Source organism: Bradyrhizobium sp. (assembly GCF_049798375.1).
In the GTDB taxonomy this organism is placed as follows: Bacteria; Pseudomonadota; Alphaproteobacteria; order Rhizobiales; family Xanthobacteraceae; genus Bradyrhizobium.
On record NZ_JBARGP010000492.1, the window covers coordinates 1 to 14,708 of the forward strand.

General features: G+C 65.4%; 10 protein-coding genes and 1 pseudogene. 3 read left to right on the plus strand and 8 right to left on the minus strand.

Annotated features, from left to right (window positions below):
• Positions 1 to 276, minus strand: a pseudogene (locus WA702_RS20095) (hypothetical protein); the annotation flags it as partial.
• Positions 277 to 312: 36 nt separating this feature from the next.
• Positions 313 to 1,605: an adenylosuccinate synthase gene (locus WA702_RS20100; protein WP_425112295.1), complete on the minus strand. Its 1,293-nt coding sequence runs from the start codon at positions 1,603 to 1,605 to the stop codon at positions 313 to 315.
• 549 nt (positions 1,606 to 2,154) lie between these two features.
• Here WA702_RS20100 and WA702_RS20105 point away from each other — a divergent pair.
• A complete protein-coding gene (locus WA702_RS20105; protein WP_425112296.1) occupies positions 2,155 to 3,084 on the plus strand; it encodes a DMT family transporter in 930 nt (309 codons plus the stop codon).
• A gap of 119 nt (positions 3,085 to 3,203) precedes the next feature.
• Positions 3,204 to 4,133: a DMT family transporter gene (locus WA702_RS20110; protein WP_425112297.1), complete on the plus strand. Its 930-nt coding sequence runs from the start codon at positions 3,204 to 3,206 to the stop codon at positions 4,131 to 4,133.
• A gap of 40 nt (positions 4,134 to 4,173) precedes the next feature.
• Here the strand turns inward: WA702_RS20110 and WA702_RS20115 are convergent, their stop codons facing one another.
• Both WA702_RS20115 and WA702_RS20120 read right to left on the minus strand, forming a co-directional pair.
• Positions 4,174 to 5,859: a methyl-accepting chemotaxis protein gene (locus WA702_RS20115; protein ID WP_425112298.1), complete on the minus strand. Its 1,686-nt coding sequence runs from the start codon at positions 5,857 to 5,859 to the stop codon at positions 4,174 to 4,176.
• A gap of 116 nt (positions 5,860 to 5,975) precedes the next feature.
• Entirely contained in the window at positions 5,976 to 7,646 is a 1,671-nt protein-coding gene (locus tag WA702_RS20120; RefSeq protein WP_425112304.1) for a methyl-accepting chemotaxis protein, read from the minus strand.
• Between the two features lie 240 nt (positions 7,647 to 7,886).
• Between WA702_RS20120 and WA702_RS20125 the strand changes: the two genes are divergently transcribed.
• Complete coding sequence (locus WA702_RS20125) at positions 7,887 to 8,930, plus strand: C-terminal binding protein (RefSeq protein ID WP_425112299.1); 1,044 nt, start codon at positions 7,887 to 7,889, stop codon at positions 8,928 to 8,930.
• A 4-nt stretch (positions 8,931 to 8,934) separates the two neighbouring features.
• On the opposite strand, the gene WA702_RS20130 is transcribed toward WA702_RS20125, so the two are convergent.
• The 4 genes from WA702_RS20130 to WA702_RS20145 form a co-directional block, all read right to left on the minus strand.
• The gene (locus WA702_RS20130; protein ID WP_425112300.1) at positions 8,935 to 9,612 is read right to left on the minus strand and encodes a protein-L-isoaspartate(D-aspartate) O-methyltransferase; all 678 of its coding nucleotides are present in this window, start codon (positions 9,610 to 9,612) and stop codon (positions 8,935 to 8,937) included.
• A gap of 107 nt (positions 9,613 to 9,719) precedes the next feature.
• Positions 9,720 to 11,378 carry a mucoidy inhibitor MuiA family protein gene (locus tag WA702_RS20135; protein WP_425112301.1) on the minus strand — a complete coding sequence of 553 codons (1,659 nt, stop codon included), beginning with the start codon at positions 11,376 to 11,378 and terminating at the stop codon, positions 9,720 to 9,722.
• Positions 11,379 to 11,515: 137 nt separating this feature from the next.
• Complete coding sequence (serA, locus tag WA702_RS20140; RefSeq protein ID WP_425112302.1) at positions 11,516 to 13,105, minus strand: phosphoglycerate dehydrogenase; 1,590 nt, start codon at positions 13,103 to 13,105, stop codon at positions 11,516 to 11,518.
• A gap of 235 nt (positions 13,106 to 13,340) precedes the next feature.
• A complete protein-coding gene (locus WA702_RS20145; RefSeq protein ID WP_425112303.1) occupies positions 13,341 to 14,513 on the minus strand; it encodes a phosphoserine transaminase in 1,173 nt (390 codons plus the stop codon).
• Positions 14,514 to 14,708 lie beyond the last annotated feature (195 nt).

Here is a 14,708-nt window from a genome sequence, read left to right on the forward strand (position 1 = left end):
CCGCAAGGCGTCACCCGCGCGCGGACTTCCAGCTGCTGCGCCGCGCGAGGCCTCCCGGGCGCGCTGGGCGGCTTCCGACTCGACCTTACGGACGGCTTCCTCGAGCGCCAGCCGTTCCCTTGTGATCTCCGACTCACTGAGCGGCGGCTGCACGCCGCGGAGCTGCGCGATCAGCGCCGCACGCGCCCGCTCGTAAAGCGCGCGACGGCTCTCGCCGGGGGCGTTGGGGTCCAATCCGGCAATAGCGCGGGCGATCAGCGGGTAGTAGTCGGCCATATCAACTCAGCTTCCGCGGTTCGCTGTCATATCCCGTCACGCCTCGAACGGGTTCTGCACCAGAATAGTATCCTCGCGTTCGGGGCTCGTGGAAAGCAGGGCGATCGGACAACCCACCAGTTCCTCGACCCGTCGGACATATTTGATCGCCTGCGCCGGCAGGTCCGCCCACGAGCGCGCATTGGCGGTGGGCTGCTTCCAGCCTTCGATGGTCTCGTAGATCGGCTTGACGCGGGCCTGCGCGCCCTCGCCGGCCGGCAGGTGGTCGATCACCTTGCCGTCCAGTTCATAGCCGGTGCACACCTCGATCGTGTCGAAGCCGTCGAGAATATCGAGCTTGGTCAAAGCCAGCCCATGAATGCCGCAGGTGCGCGCGGTCTGCCGCACCAGCACCGCGTCGAACCAGCCGCAGCGCCGCTTGCGCCCGGTGTTGACGCCGAACTCCTTGCCGCGACGGCCGATCTCCTCGCCGATCTCGTTCGTGAGCTCGGTCGGAAACGGACCCTGACCGACGCGGGTGGTGTAGGCCTTGCAGATGCCGAGCACGTAGCCGACACCGCCCGGACCGATGCCGGTGCCGGTCGCGGCCTGGGCCGCCACCGTGTTGGACGAGGTGACGTAGGGATAGGTGCCGTGATCGACATCGAGCAGCGCGCCCTGCGCGCCTTCGAACAGGATGCGCTTGCCTTCGCGGCGCTTGTTGTCGAGCAGCCGCCACACGGTCTCCGCGTAGGGCAGAAGCTTCGGCGCCAGCGCGGTCAGATCGCGCAGGATTCCGTTGCCGTCGATCTCCTCCAGCCGGAGGCCGCGACGCAGCGCATTGTGGTGCGCCAGCAGCCGTTCGATCTTGTGCGGCAGCGTGTCGAGATCGGCGAGGTCCATCAGGCGGATGGCGCGGCGGCCGACCTTGTCCTCATAGGCCGGGCCGATGCCCCGGCGCGTGGTGCCGATCGCGGTCGCGGTGTTCGCCGATTCTCGCAAGGCGTCGAGCTCGCGATGCAGCGGCAGGATCAGCGTGACGTTCTCGGCAATGCGCAGATTGTCGGGGCTGATCGCGACGCCCTGCCCCTGCAGCTTGGTGACCTCATCGAGAAAGGCCTGGGGATCGAACACGACGCCATTGCCGATCACCGACAGCTTGCCCGGCCGCAGCACGCCGGACGGCAGCAGCGCCAGCTTGTAGGTATCGCCATTGATGACCAGGGTATGGCCCGCATTATGGCCGCCCTGGAAGCGCACGACGATGTCGGCCTGTTCCGACAGCCAATCGACGATCTTGCCCTTCCCTTCGTCGCCCCATTGGGCGCCGACGACGACCACGTTAGCCATTCGCAGCTCTTTCCTCTGCCATCATCCAAAACTATGAAAGGCGCCGGTTCCGCCGAGAGGTCCGACCTGCCTGATCATTCGCCCAGCCCAAATCGCGGCCGGAACCGCTCGCGCGCGAGGCGTCCCACCGGATAAAGGAAGCCGCCCGGCTAGGCAAGCAGGAACGGGCAAAAGGGGCGCGCAACATCGCCACCAAGCCTTTGATATACCCGAAAAATTCATGCCGTTCCCGGCAACCGCGGCCGGCCGCTGGGAACCGGGTCCGCGCCGGCACATCATGGAACATGGCGCGAGGGGCCGGATCGGTCAGCGCCCAGCCCTGTCGCGGTGATGCCGAAGTCTGTTGTTCCGGTCCATCTGCGGCGTCGGATCCGAAGGTCGCGTCGCAAGGGGGCCCCGCGGCCAGCGTCCGCTGCATCGACGCGATGCATCCCGCTCTCTTGTTGATCCGTGTCAATTGGTGTCTCTGACATGACGCTGGCAGAATGCCGGCCCGGAAACGACCGGGTCGGCGGCGCGGCGCACTGAACCCGGGTCAAGCACCGTCCGATGTCCGCCGCAGATCTCATCGCATCCGCCGCGCCCGCGCGTCGCTGGATCGCCAACCAGCCCTATCTGCTGCTGAGCATCACCGCGCTGTGCTGGGCGGGCAACGCCATCATCGGCCGGCTCGCTGCCGGCCACATTCCTCCGGTGACGCTGGCGTTTCTGCGCTGGACACTGGCGTTGCTGCTGATCCTTCCCTTCACCTGGAAGCAATTCCGCAAGGACTGGCCGGCGATCCGCGCCAAGCTTCCGCTGATGATTGTGATCTCGATCGCCGGCATCGGCGCCTTCAACACGCTGCAATACTGGGCACTGGAATATACTTCGGCACTGAACACGCTGGTGCTGCAATCGTCCGGCCCGCTCATCGTCGCTGTCTGGTCGATGCTGCTGTTGCGCGTCCATCTGACGCTGGCGCAGGCGCTCGGTATCCTGCTGTCGCTCGGCGGCGTGCTGATCATCGTCTCGCAGGGCCAGCTCGGCATGCTGTCGAAGATCACGTTTAACAAGGGCGACCTGATCTTCCTGATTGCGATGGCGGTGTTCGGCCTCTACTCCGTGCTGACGCTGAAGCGGCCGCAGATCCACGGGCTGTCGTTCGTCACCTTCACCTTCGGCTGCGGCGCGGCCAGCCTGATCCCGCTGCTGATCTGGGAGCTGCATTCACGGCCGCTAATGGCGCTCGACAGCAAGAACCTGCTGTCGCTGCTCTATGTCGCAATCTTTCCGTCGACCATCGCCTATACCTGCTTCAATCGGGGCGTGCTCCTGATCGGCGCCAATCGCGCGGCGCCATTCCTCCACGTGGTGCCGGTGTTCGGCTCGGTGATGGCGTTCGTGTTTCTCGGCGAGCGGCCGCAGCTATTTCACCTGGTCGGCTTCGTGCTGGTGCTCGCCGGCGTGTTCGTCGCGTCGCGCAAGCAGGCGACCTGAACGCAGCCTTCCGCCATCGCGCCTGACGCCGCAGCGCGCATGGCACCAATTCACCTCGCCGGCTTGTCGGGCGATCCGTTTCATCCCAGGCTGACCCAGCCTCTTCGAGCTCCCAGTCATTGTCCCCTGCCACGCAGCATCAATCGCCGTCGCGCTGGCTCGCCGACCAGCCCTATCTGCTGCTCGCCCTGGCCTCGCTGTTCTGGGCCGGCAACATCGTGCTGGCGCGGCATGTCGCGGGCAACGTGCCGCCGCTGACCTTGTCCTGCTTGCGCTGGATCGGCACCTTCATGATGCTGTGGCCGTTCTCGCGGCCGCATCTGAAAAAGGACTGGCCGATCCTGCGTGCGCACTGGCCGTTGCTGATGCTGCTCGCGCTGACCGGCTTTGCAGCGAACAACGCGCTGTCCTACTGGGCCATGCAATACACCCAGGCGCTGAACGGACTCCTGATCCAGTCCTCGACGCCGCTATTCGTCGCGCTGTGGTCGCTCTTGCTGTTCGGCGTGAGGCTGAGCGCGGGTCAGTTCATCGGCATCGTGATCTCACTGGCCGGCGTCCTCGTCATCCTGCTGCGCGGTGATCTCGGTGCGCTCGCGGCCATCCAGTTCAACCGCGGCGACCTGATGTTTGCCGGCGCCCTGCTGGTGTTCGGCCTCTATTCCGCGCTGATGTCGCGCCGGCCGACGGTGCACCAATTGTCCCTGATCTCGTTCTGCACCGCGGGCGGTGCGCTGCTGCTGGCGCCGCTCGCCATTTGGGAATATGCGACCGGATCGGTGCTGAGGCTCGACCTGGAGACGGGCCTCACGCTCGGCTACGTCATCGTTTTCGCCTCTACCTTGGCCTATCTGTTCTTCAACCGCGGCATCAGCCTGATCGGTCCGAACCGCGCCGCGCCGTTCCTGCATCTGGTGCCGGTGTTCGGCTCGGTGCTCGCCATCGTCCTGCTCGGCGAGGCGCTGAAGCCGTTCCACCTGATCGGCTATGCGCTGGTGCTCGCCGGCGTTCTCACCGCCTCGCGTCCCAGCCGAGAACTGAGCAAATGATGAAGAGGCCGTATCCGCCGCCTCTTCATCTTGGTGGTGCTTACGCCGCGCGGACCTTGGCTAGGAAGCCATCGACCGCCTGACGCAGCAGGCCCGACTGGTTGTCGAGCTCGCGCGCGTTGGACAGCACCTCGGAGGCCGCCGAGCCTGTCGCCGACGCCGCCTCGGTCACACCACCGATATGGGCGCTGATCTCGTTCGATCCCGCCGCCACCGATTGGATGTTGCGCGCGATCTCGCGCGTCGCATCGCCCTGCTGCGTGATCGAGGTCGAGATCGAGCTGGTGATCTCGCTCATCTGCGCGATGGTCTGGGTGATGCCGTTGATCGCGGCGACCGCATCGCTGGTCGAGGTCTGCATCGCAGTGACCTGCGCCGAGATTTCCTCAGTGGCTTTCGCCGTCTGGTTGGCGAGTGCCTTCACCTCGGAAGCGACAACCGCAAAGCCCCTGCCGGACTCGCCGGCCCTCGCCGCCTCGATCGTCGCATTCAAGGCCAAAAGATTAGTCTGCGCCGCGATCGAATGGATCAGCTTCACCACCTCACCGATCTTCTCGGCGCCGGTGGAGAGCACCTGCACGGTAGCATTGGTGCGCTCGGCATCGCTGACCGCCTTGCCGGCGATCTCGCTGGAGCGGGCCACCTGGCGGGAAATCTCCGCGACCGATCCGGACAGCTCCTCGGCCGCAGCCGCGACCGTGCCGACATTGCTCGACGCGCTCTGCGAGGCCGCGCTGACGGTCGATGCGCGCGCGCTGGCGTCGCTCGCGGTCGCCGTCATCGACTGTGCGGTCGACTGCATGCCGTCGGCAGCCGAGGCTACCGAGTGCACGATGCCGTTGACGCTACGCTCGAAATCACTGGCAAGATTTTCCATCGCGGCGCGCCGCTCGGCAGCAGCGCGCTGCTGGCCGGCGGCGTCGGCCTGCTCCAGTTCCCGCATCCGCAAGGCGTTGTCCTTGAAGATTTGCACCGTGGCCGCCATAGCGCCGACCTCGTCGCCGCGGCCGATGCCGGGGATCTCGCCGTCGAGCTTGCCCTCCGCGAGTTCCTGCATCCGCTGGCCGAGCTGATTGAGCGGACCACCGATCGAGCGGCTGATCAGCCAGGCGATACCGCCTGCGATCACCGCAATGCCGAGAATCGACAGCCCCAGCATCCATTTCAACGGCTGCATCCGCGCGTCGATATCGTTGATGTAGATGCCGGTGCCGAGGTACATGTTCCAGAACGGCAGCCACACCGAATAGCCGACCTTCGGAATCGGCTGGGTGGTCCCGGGCTTCATGTAATCGAACAGCATGGTGTGATCGCCCTTGACCGAGGCGTTCTCGCGCCACTCCTTGGCGAGAATCCGGCCGTTGGTCGGCGTGTCCGGCCGAACCTGGTTGATCGCCTTGGGATCGGGTCCCAGGATCGTCACCCGGTCCATGGTCGATCCAAACAGATAGCCGTCGCCATTGTCGTAGCGCATCGAGTTGGCGCGCGCCTGGAATTCGGCGAGCGCGGCCTCCTTGGTCATCCTGCCGGCCTCGACCTCCTTCATCAGGCCGAGCGCCATGCTGCGCGTCACCTCGACGATGGAACGGATCTGCTCGACTTTGGAGTTCATCATCTCCCGCTGCATCAGATAGCCGGCGAACGTTCCCGCGATGCAGAGACCGAGGAGCGTCACCCCGACGATGATGGCGAGCTTCGGGGCGATCTTCATGTTGTTCAGCTTCACAGGGGCAGTCTCCGGAGGAATGAACGCAAGAAGGCACGATCCGCAGGGGATCGTGCCTTCTCAAGCTTAAGTCCAACCTTTTACCGTCCGGTTACGAACTGGCCTCGACTGACAAATCAGGCGGCGCGCACCTTGGCGAGGAAGCCCTCGACGGCCTGCCGAAGCATGTCGGATTGGTTATCGAGCTCACGGGCGTTGGACAGCACCTCGGAGGCCGCCGTGCCAGTCGCTTCCGCTGCCTGGGTCACGCCACCGATATGGGCGCTGATCTCGTTCGAGCCGGCTGCGACCGACTGGATGTTGCGGGCGATCTCGCGCGTGGCGTCGCCCTGCTGCGAGATCGAAGTCGAGATCGAGCTGGTGATCTCGCTCATCTGCGCGATGGTCTGCGTGATGCCGTTGATGGCGGCAACCGCATCGCTGGTCGAGGTCTGCATCGCCGCGACCTGGGCCGAGATTTCCTCGGTGGCCTTGGCGGTCTGGTTGGCGAGCGCCTTCACCTCTGAGGCGACCACCGCGAAACCCTTGCCGGATTCGCCGGCGCGGGCTGCCTCGATGGTGGCGTTGAGCGCCAGCAGGTTGGTCTGCGCCGCGATCGAGTGGATCAGCTTGACCACCTCGCCGATCTTCTCGGCGCCGGTGGAGAGCACCTGCACGGTGGCGTTGGTGCGCTCGGCGTCGCTGACGGCCTTGCCCGCGATCTCGCTCGAACGGCTCACCTGGCGGGAGATTTCCGCAACCGAGCTGGACAGCTCCTCGGCGGCAGCTGCGACCGTGCCGACATTGTCGTTCGCGCTCTCGGTTGCGGCGCTCACGGTGGAGGCGCGTGCACTGGCGTCGCGCGCGGTCGTCGTCATCGACTGCGCGGTCGACTGCATGCCGCCCGCGGCCGAGGCTACCGAGCGCACGATGCCGTTGACGCTGCGCTCGAAGTCAGCGGCAAGGTTTTCCATAGTCGTACGGCGCTCCGCAACCGCACGCTGCTGGTTGGCGGAGTCGGCCTGTTCCAGCTCGCGCATCCGCAACGCATTGTCCTTGAAGACCTGCACTGCTGCCGCCATTTCGCCGACCTCGTCGCCACGACCGAGGCCCGGGATCTCGCTGTCGATCCTGCCGTCGGCGAGCTCGCGCATCCTTGTGCCGAGCTGGGTGAGCGGGCCACTGATCGAGCGGCTGATCAGCCAGGCGGTGCCGCCGGCGAGCACCGCGATGCCGAGACAGGCAAGACCGAGCATCCACTTTAGCGGCTTCATCCTGGAATCGATGTCATCGATATAGGCGCCGGAGCCGAGATACATCTCGAAGACGGGCAGATCGATCGCATAGCTGATCTTGTGGAACAGCTGCTCGCTGCCGGGGCGTGCATAGTCGTAGGTCAGCAGTATCTCGCCCTTGCTCCTCGCGCCATCCATCAGCTCATGGGAGAGCTTGCGACCGTTGGTGAGCACCTCCATGCGGTTGGTGCCGATCTGCTTCGGATCGGGCGCGAGGATGGTGATGCCGGCATAATTGGTGCCGAACAGGTAGCCGTTACCCTTGTCGTAGGTCATGCTGTTGGCGCGGCGGCCGAACTCGGCGAGCGCGGCCTCCTTGGTCATCTTGCCGGCTTCGACGTCCTTCTGCAGTCCGGCTGCCATGTTGCGTGCCGTCTCGACCACGGCCTTGAGCTGCTCGATGCGCGCATTGAGCATCTCGTTCTGGATCAGATAGCTGGCAAAGATGCCGGCCGCGGCCAGTCCGAGCAGCGCGACGCCCACCAGGATGGCGAGCTTCGGAGCAATCTTCATGTTGTTGAGCACGGCAAAAATCCCTTTGCAGGATTGCTGACAAATCGAAATCGTATTGCAGCAAGTTAAACCATTGATCCTTAGCGGTTCATTGCCGACGCGATCCGTAGAAACGCGGGGCGTTGCGCGTGACCGCTGTCGCATGACCGATGCCCGCCACAGAACTAGCCCAGCCCACGCCGGCATGCTTTGATCCGTATAACAAGCGTGCCCGCACACGCAGACGAAAGGGAGGAGCAAGTGGCGAAATTCAAGGTTGTGACGCCCAGTGGCGCGAGCTTCACGGTCGCCGGCGGTGGCTATGCCTATGAGATGGAGGCGCTGGCGCCGATCGGTGCTGACATCGTGGAGGCGCCGGCCGACGAGGCCGCGTTCATCGCCGCCGCGCGCCAGGCGGATGCGATCTATGCCAAGGGCATTCCGATCACGAAGGCCATCATCGATGCGCTCGAGAACTGCAAGGCGATCACGCTCGGCAGCGTCGGGGTCGACAGCGTCGACGTCAAGGCGGCGACCGCGCGCGGCATTCCCGTCACCAACGTGCCGGACACCTTCATCGAGGAGGTCGCCGACCACGCCATGATGCTGTTGCTCGCGGGCTTCCGCCGCCTGGTCGAGCAGGACAAGATGGTGCGCGAGGGCCGCTGGGCCGAGGGCCGGCCGGCGCTTTCGACAATTCCGCGGCTGATGGGCCAGACGCTCGGCTTCGTCTCGTTCGGACGCGTCGCGCGCGCCGTCGCCAGGCGCGCCGCGCCTTTCGGACTGCGCATGCTGGCCTATGATCCCTTCATCCAGGAGACGCTGATGTCCGAGCACGGCGTCGTGCCGGCGACGCTGTCGGAGGTGCTGTCGCAATCGGATTTCGTCTCGATGCACGCGCCGGCGCGGCCCGAGCTGCAGCACATGCTGACCGAAGCGCATTTTCGGCAGATGAAGCGCGGAGCGACCTTCATCAACACCGGCCGCGGCGCCACGGTGCACGAAGAAGGACTGATCAAGGCGCTACAGGAGGGCTGGATCGCGCATGCCGCCCTCGACGTGCTGGAGACCGAGCCGCCATCGCACAACAATCCGCTGCTGCGGATGGACAATGTGACCTTGACCGCGCACGTCGCCTCCGCCTCGGCGCGGTTCGACGCCGCCCGCAAGCGCCGCGTTGGCCATGAGCTCGCATTGGTGCTGCAGGGCCTGTGGCCGGTGAGCTGCGTCAACCCGTCAGTGCTGCAGAACACGGCGCTGAAACGCTGGCAGCCGGTAGGCATGGACCGCGGGCCGAACAGCTAATCATTCAATCGGTCGGCCAGCCCTGCTGCCCGATCAGCGGTACGAAGCGGACGCCTCCAATCTCCTCTACAGCGAATGCGGTGGCGGACCGCCGCGTGACCCGCACCAGGTCCTGGCTGTCCTGGCCGGAGCCGACCGGGATCACCAGCCGGCCGCCGAGCGCCAGCTGCTGCTTCAGTGCCTCCGGCACCTGTGGCCCGCCGGCCGTCACCACGATCGCATCATAGGGCGCATATTCGGGCCAGCCGAGCGTGCCATCGCCGTGCAGGACGCGGATGTGCTGATAGCCGAGCTGCGTGAAGATCTCCGCGGCCCGGTCGGCGAGCGAACGCAATCGTTCCACCGTGGTGACCTCGCCGGCGATCTCCGCAAGCACAGCTGCCGCATAACCTGAGCCGGTGCCGATCTCCAGCACCTTTTCGCCGCCATTGAGCTGCAGCGCCTCGATCATGAACGCGACAATGTAGGGCTGCGAGATGGTCTGTCCGCCGCCGATCGGCAGCGGCATGTCGTCATAGGCCGCTTCGCGCAGGCTTTGCGGCACGAAGGCGTCGCGTGCCACCCTGCGCATCGCGGCGAGCACGCGCTCATCGCGCACGCCGCGGCCGGAGATATCGCGCGCAACCATCCGCTCGCGTGCCGCAGCGAAATCCGCAGAACCCTTACTTCCCGATGCCGCCATGATGACACTCCGGAGTCCAGCCGGAGTTTGCGACATGAGCCGCGGCAGGACCGTTGATATCAGATCAACGGTCCTGCCACATGCCTGTTCCTCGTCCGGCACCTGGCCTAGCCGGACGGCGTCACCACGATTGCCTTGTCCTTCGGCCAGCGCAGCCGATAGGCGAATGCGATGTCGCGCGCTTCGCCCGGCTTGACCTCGAAGGCCCATTCGAGCACGCCGCGGCGGTCTCGCACATTGGTCGTGGTCGGCGGCGTCGAGGCCGGCAGCAGCTCGACCTGGATATCCTCGTTCTCGCTGACCGGAAGCTGGTCCTGGATCGCGAGCTTGATCGGGAAATCGTGGCCATTGCGGATCGTGGTCTTGAAGGCACGCTCATCAGTCTTCGCCGTAGTCACGATCAGGCCCGCGGTGCCTTCGTTACGCCTGAGCACGGTGCGCTCGACCTTCACCCGGTCATCGGCGCCGAAACCGAGCCGCACCGTCTCGTCCTTGGCTGCGGCGGCCATGTGCGAAACGCCGACGAAGTCGCCATCGCGATAGATCGACACCTTGCCCGGCAACAGCGGCGCGTCCTCGTTCTGCACGAAGCTCGCCTCCAGATAGGCTGCCGGGTCCAGCACCGGCGCGGCGCGGACTACCAGATCCGGTGCGATCGTCGCAGTCGAGATGCGCAGGCTCTTGGCACCGTCGGCCGCATTGACGCTGACCCGCCCGGGTATCCTGAATGCGGTCTGGAACGCGCTAGCCTCCACGGTCGCCTCCTGCTCCTCCGCCTGCTTCATCCTCTTGTCGGCGATGTCGGATGCCGCCGACCGCGCCAGGGCGCGCGGCTTCTCCAGCGTCGCCGCGGGCGCCGGCATCTGCATTGGCGGCGGCGGATATTGCGCGATCAGCGTTTTCAGCTCCGGCGCGCTGCCGCCGCGCGCGGTGCGTACGGTCGAGACCGACAGCGCGACGTTGGACCAGTCCTCACCGGTGCTCTGCACGATCTCGGCGCGGCGTACGAGTTCAAGCGCCACCTTGTGATCAGGTGCCGACGTATCGAGCCGCGCGTCATACAGCGGGTCCCAATGCGCATGCCGCACCGCATAGGTCACGCGCAGAGTCGCGCGCGTTGCCGCCGCGGTAGCGAGATCGATCTTGAGCGCGAGCTTGGCCGGCGGCTTGCTCGCACGATCGGCTTCGAGCCGCGCAATGTCGCGATCGATGTCGCGCTGCTTGCGCACCGCCTCGCGGATCGCGTTGTCCGCTGTCGCGACCTCCTCGGAGATGGCCGTGAAAGCGGCGCGCCATTCGCTGAGCGGACGCGCTTCGCCCTTGTTACCGAGGCCGGCCGGCGCACTCTCTGCAAAACGCTCTGCAAATTTACGCCGCGCTGTTGCGGCGGCGATCGCGTCGTCGAGATCGGCGCGCGTGTCCTTCAGTGTCTCGATCTGCTTGTCGATCTCGGGCAGGTTGACCGGCGGCGCCGCGCGCGGCGGCTTGGCATCGACGGCGCCGATCACGAGCTTCGCGGCAGCCTCGCCTTCGACCCGCAACGAGGAAACGTCGAGACCGAGCGGGAAATCCTTCGCTGTCAGCGCCGTTTCGCCCTCGGGCAGATCCAGCGTGATCAGGCGAGTGACGCTGGCGCCGTCGGGATAGACCGTCACGGCATCGACGGTCGAGACCGCTTCCAGATCCGCCGCCCATGACGGCGCTGCCGTCAACAATATGACGCCGGCAAGCGCCGTCGTCGCCAGGCACCCCGTTCTAACTGTCATAAATTTCCCTCCGCAGATCCAACGCCGGCAGGCACGGGCTCAAGGCCCGGCCTCCTTCGCGGCGTTAGACGCGGCGAGAAACCGACCGGTTCAAACCGATCAGATGCCTCGCAGGTGCGATGCGATGCCGGTCGTCCTCAGAACGCCAGCGCCTTGGCTTGCTTGACCTGCGGCAGCGCCTGGATCTGCGCCAGCAGTCCCGCCGGAACCGCGCCGTCGACCTCGACCAGCGCGATGGCGTCGCCGCCCGCCTTGACACGGCCGAGATGGAAGGTCGCGATGTTGATCTTGGCATCGCCGAGCAGGCTCGCGAACCGGCCGATGAAGCCCGGCTTATCCTCGTTGGTCACGTAGATCATCGACTTGCCGAACTCGGCATCGACGCGAATGCCCTTGATGTCGACCAGCCGCGGCTTGCCGTCGGCGTAGACCGTGCCGGACACCGAGCGCTCCTGATGCTCGGTGGTCAACGTCACCGTGATCAGGCTTTCATAGTCGCTCTCGCCGGCGCGCTGGACCTCGTCGACCACCATGCCGCGCTCCTTGGCGACCGCGGGCGCGGACACGACATTGACCTCGCCGAGCATCGGCCGCAGCACGCCGGCCAGAACGGCAGAAGTCAGCGCCTTGATCTTCATCTCGGCGACCTGGCCCTCATAGGTGATCTGGATCTTGTGAATGCTGCTCTCGGTCAACTGGCCGGCGAATGAACCGAGCTTCTCGGCGAGCTCGATGAACGGCTTCAGCTTCGGTGCCTCTTCCGCCGTGATCGAGGGGAAGTTGAGCGCATTCGAGATCGCGCCCGTCAGCAAATAATCCGACATCTGCTCGGCGATCTGCAGCGCGACGTTCTCCTGCGCCTCTGTCGTGGAGGCGCCGAGATGCGGCGTGCAGATCACGTTGGCATGGCCGAACAGCGCATTCGCGGTCGCGGGCTCCTCGACGAAGACGTCGAGCGCGGCGCCGGCGACGTGCTTGGAATTGAGCGCATCGAGCAGCGCCTGCTCGTCAACCAGGCCGCCGCGGGCGCAGTTGATGATGCGCACGCCCTTCTTGGTCTTGGCGATTGCGGCCGCATCGATGATGTTGCGGGTCTTGTCGGTGAGCGGCGTATGCAGCGTGATGAAATCGGCACGCCGCAGCAGTTCGTCCAGCTCGACCTTTTCGATGCCGAGATCGCGGGCGCGCTCCTCGGTCAGGAACGGATCAAAGCCGACCACCTTCATGCGCAGGCCCTGGGCGCGGTCGCAGACGATCGAGCCGATATTGCCGCAGCCGACCACGCCGAGCACCTTGCCGGTGATCTCGACGCCCATGAAGCGGTTCTTCTCCCACTTGCCGGCCTGGGTCGAGGCATCGGCCTGCGGGATCTCGCGCGCCAGCGCCAACATCAGGGTGATGGCATGCTCGGCGGTCGTGATCGAATTGCCGAATGGCGTGTTCATCACGATGATGCCCTTGGCGGTCGCCGCCGGGATCTCGACATTGTCGACGCCGATGCCGGCGCGGCCGATCACCTTCAGCCGCTTGGCGCGCTCGATGATCTTGGCGGTCACCTTGGTGGCGGAACGGATCGCAAGCCCGTCATAATCGCCGATGATGTCGGCGAGCTTGTCCTTGTCCTTGCCGAGATTGGGCTGGAAGTCGACCTCGACGCCGCGATCCCTGAAGATCTGCACGGCAGCCGGCGAGAGCGCGTCGGAAATGAGAACTTTTGGTTTGGACATGATCGCTATCCTGCAAACGAAGTGGGCATGGCAGTCCAGTCCCTCTCCATTTGTGGAGAGGGCTAACGTAGCGGAAAGTGTTGTAGGGTGGGCAAAGCGAAGCGTGCCCACCATTTTCGCGCCTTACTCCGTCATTGCGAGGAGCGGAGCGACGAAGCAATCCAGACTTGTTTCTCCGGAGCTGGAGTGCTTCGCTATCGCTCGCAATGACGGCACAACAAGCTGCCGGAAAGCGTTAGGCCGCCTTGGCCAGCGTCGCCTTGGTCTCGGCAAAGGCCCAGTCGATCCACTGCGTCAGCAGCGCGACGTCCTTGGCTTCGACCGTGGCGCCGCACCAGATGCGCAGGCCGGCCGGCGCGTCGCGATAATGCGCGAAGTCGAATCCGGCGTTCTCCTTCTCGACCATCGCCACCAGCTTCTTGGCAAAGTCGACCTGGGCATCGGCCGGCAGCGCCGTGATGGCGGGATCGATTACCTTCAGGCAGACTGAGGTGTTGGAGCGAATCTTGGGATCGGCTGCGAGGAAATCGATCCACGGAGTCTTCGCCTTCCAGTCGGCGAGCACCTTGGTGTTGGCGTCGGCGCGCGCGATTAGCGCCTTCAATCCGCCGATCGACTTGCCCCAGTTGAGCGCGTCCAGATAGTCCTCGACGCAGAGCATCGACGGCGTGTTGATGGTCTCGCCCTCGAAGATGCCGGCATTGAGCTTGCCGCCCTTGGTCATGCGGAATATCTTCGGCAGCGGCCAGGCCGGCTTGTAGGTCTCGAGACGCTCGACCGCGCGCGGAGATAGGATCAGCATGCCATGCGCAGCCTCGCCACCGAGCGCCTTCTGCCACGAGAAGGTGACGACGTCGAGCTTCGGCCAGTCCAGCGCCTGCGCGAACGCAGCCGAGGTCGCGTCGCAGATCGTCAGGCCCTCACGGGTTGCGCTGATCCAGTCGGCATTCGGCACGCGCACGCCCGAGGTGGTGCCGTTCCAGGTGAAGACGACGTCGCTTGCTTGATCGACCTTGGAGAGATCGGGCAGCTCGCCATACGGCGCGTGCAGCTTGGTGACGTCCTTGAGCTTCAGCTCCTTGACGATATCGGAGACCCAGCCTTCGCCGAACGATTCCCAGGCAATCGTCGTTACCGGCCGCGCGCCGAGCAGCGACCACAGCGCCATCTCGACCGCGCCGGTGTCAGACGCCGGCACAATGCCGATCTTGTAGTCGGCGGGCACTTCGAGCACCTCACGCGTCAGCTCGATGGCGAGCTTGAGCTTGGCCTTGCCGACCTTCGCGCGATGCGAACGGCCGAGCGCTGCGTCCTTGAGATTTTGGGCGTTCCATCCGGGGCGCTTGGCGCAGGGGCCGGAGGAGAAATGCGGCACGTTCGGCCGCGAAGCGGGCTTCGCTGCAGTCATCAATCTATCCTTCCAGATAGTAAGCCTCCCGTTGGGGGGAGGTGTCCCGACGCCGTAGTTAGGCGAAACATTGCGCAGCGTCAAGGAACATCGCGCAGCGCGCGAGCATGCTCACGCGGATGTGGCCGCTTGGCGCGCGCGCTATTCCGGTGCGGCGCCGAGTGGCGGATGTCCGGCAGGCGGGCGGTGCAGGAA

Excerpts from the sequence above, each read along its gene's own strand:
- WA702_RS20100 (WP_425112295.1), bottom strand. The coding sequence starts at position 1,605 with ATGGCTAACGTGGTCGTCGTCGGCGCCCAATGGGGCGACGAAGGGAAG.
- WA702_RS20105 (WP_425112296.1), top strand. The coding sequence starts at position 2,155 with ATGTCCGCCGCAGATCTCATCGCATCCGCCGCGCCCGCGCGTCGCTGG.
- WA702_RS20120 (WP_425112304.1), bottom strand. The coding sequence starts at position 7,646 with ATGAAGATTGCTCCGAAGCTCGCCATCCTGGTGGGCGTCGCGCTGCTC.
- WA702_RS20130 (WP_425112300.1), bottom strand. The coding sequence starts at position 9,612 with ATGGCGGCATCGGGAAGTAAGGGTTCTGCGGATTTCGCTGCGGCACGC.
- WA702_RS20135 (WP_425112301.1), bottom strand. The coding sequence starts at position 11,378 with ATGACAGTTAGAACGGGGTGCCTGGCGACGACGGCGCTTGCCGGCGTC.
- serA (WP_425112302.1), bottom strand. The coding sequence starts at position 13,105 with ATGTCCAAACCAAAAGTTCTCATTTCCGACGCGCTCTCGCCGGCTGCC.
- WA702_RS20145 (WP_425112303.1), bottom strand. The coding sequence starts at position 14,513 with ATGACTGCAGCGAAGCCCGCTTCGCGGCCGAACGTGCCGCATTTCTCC.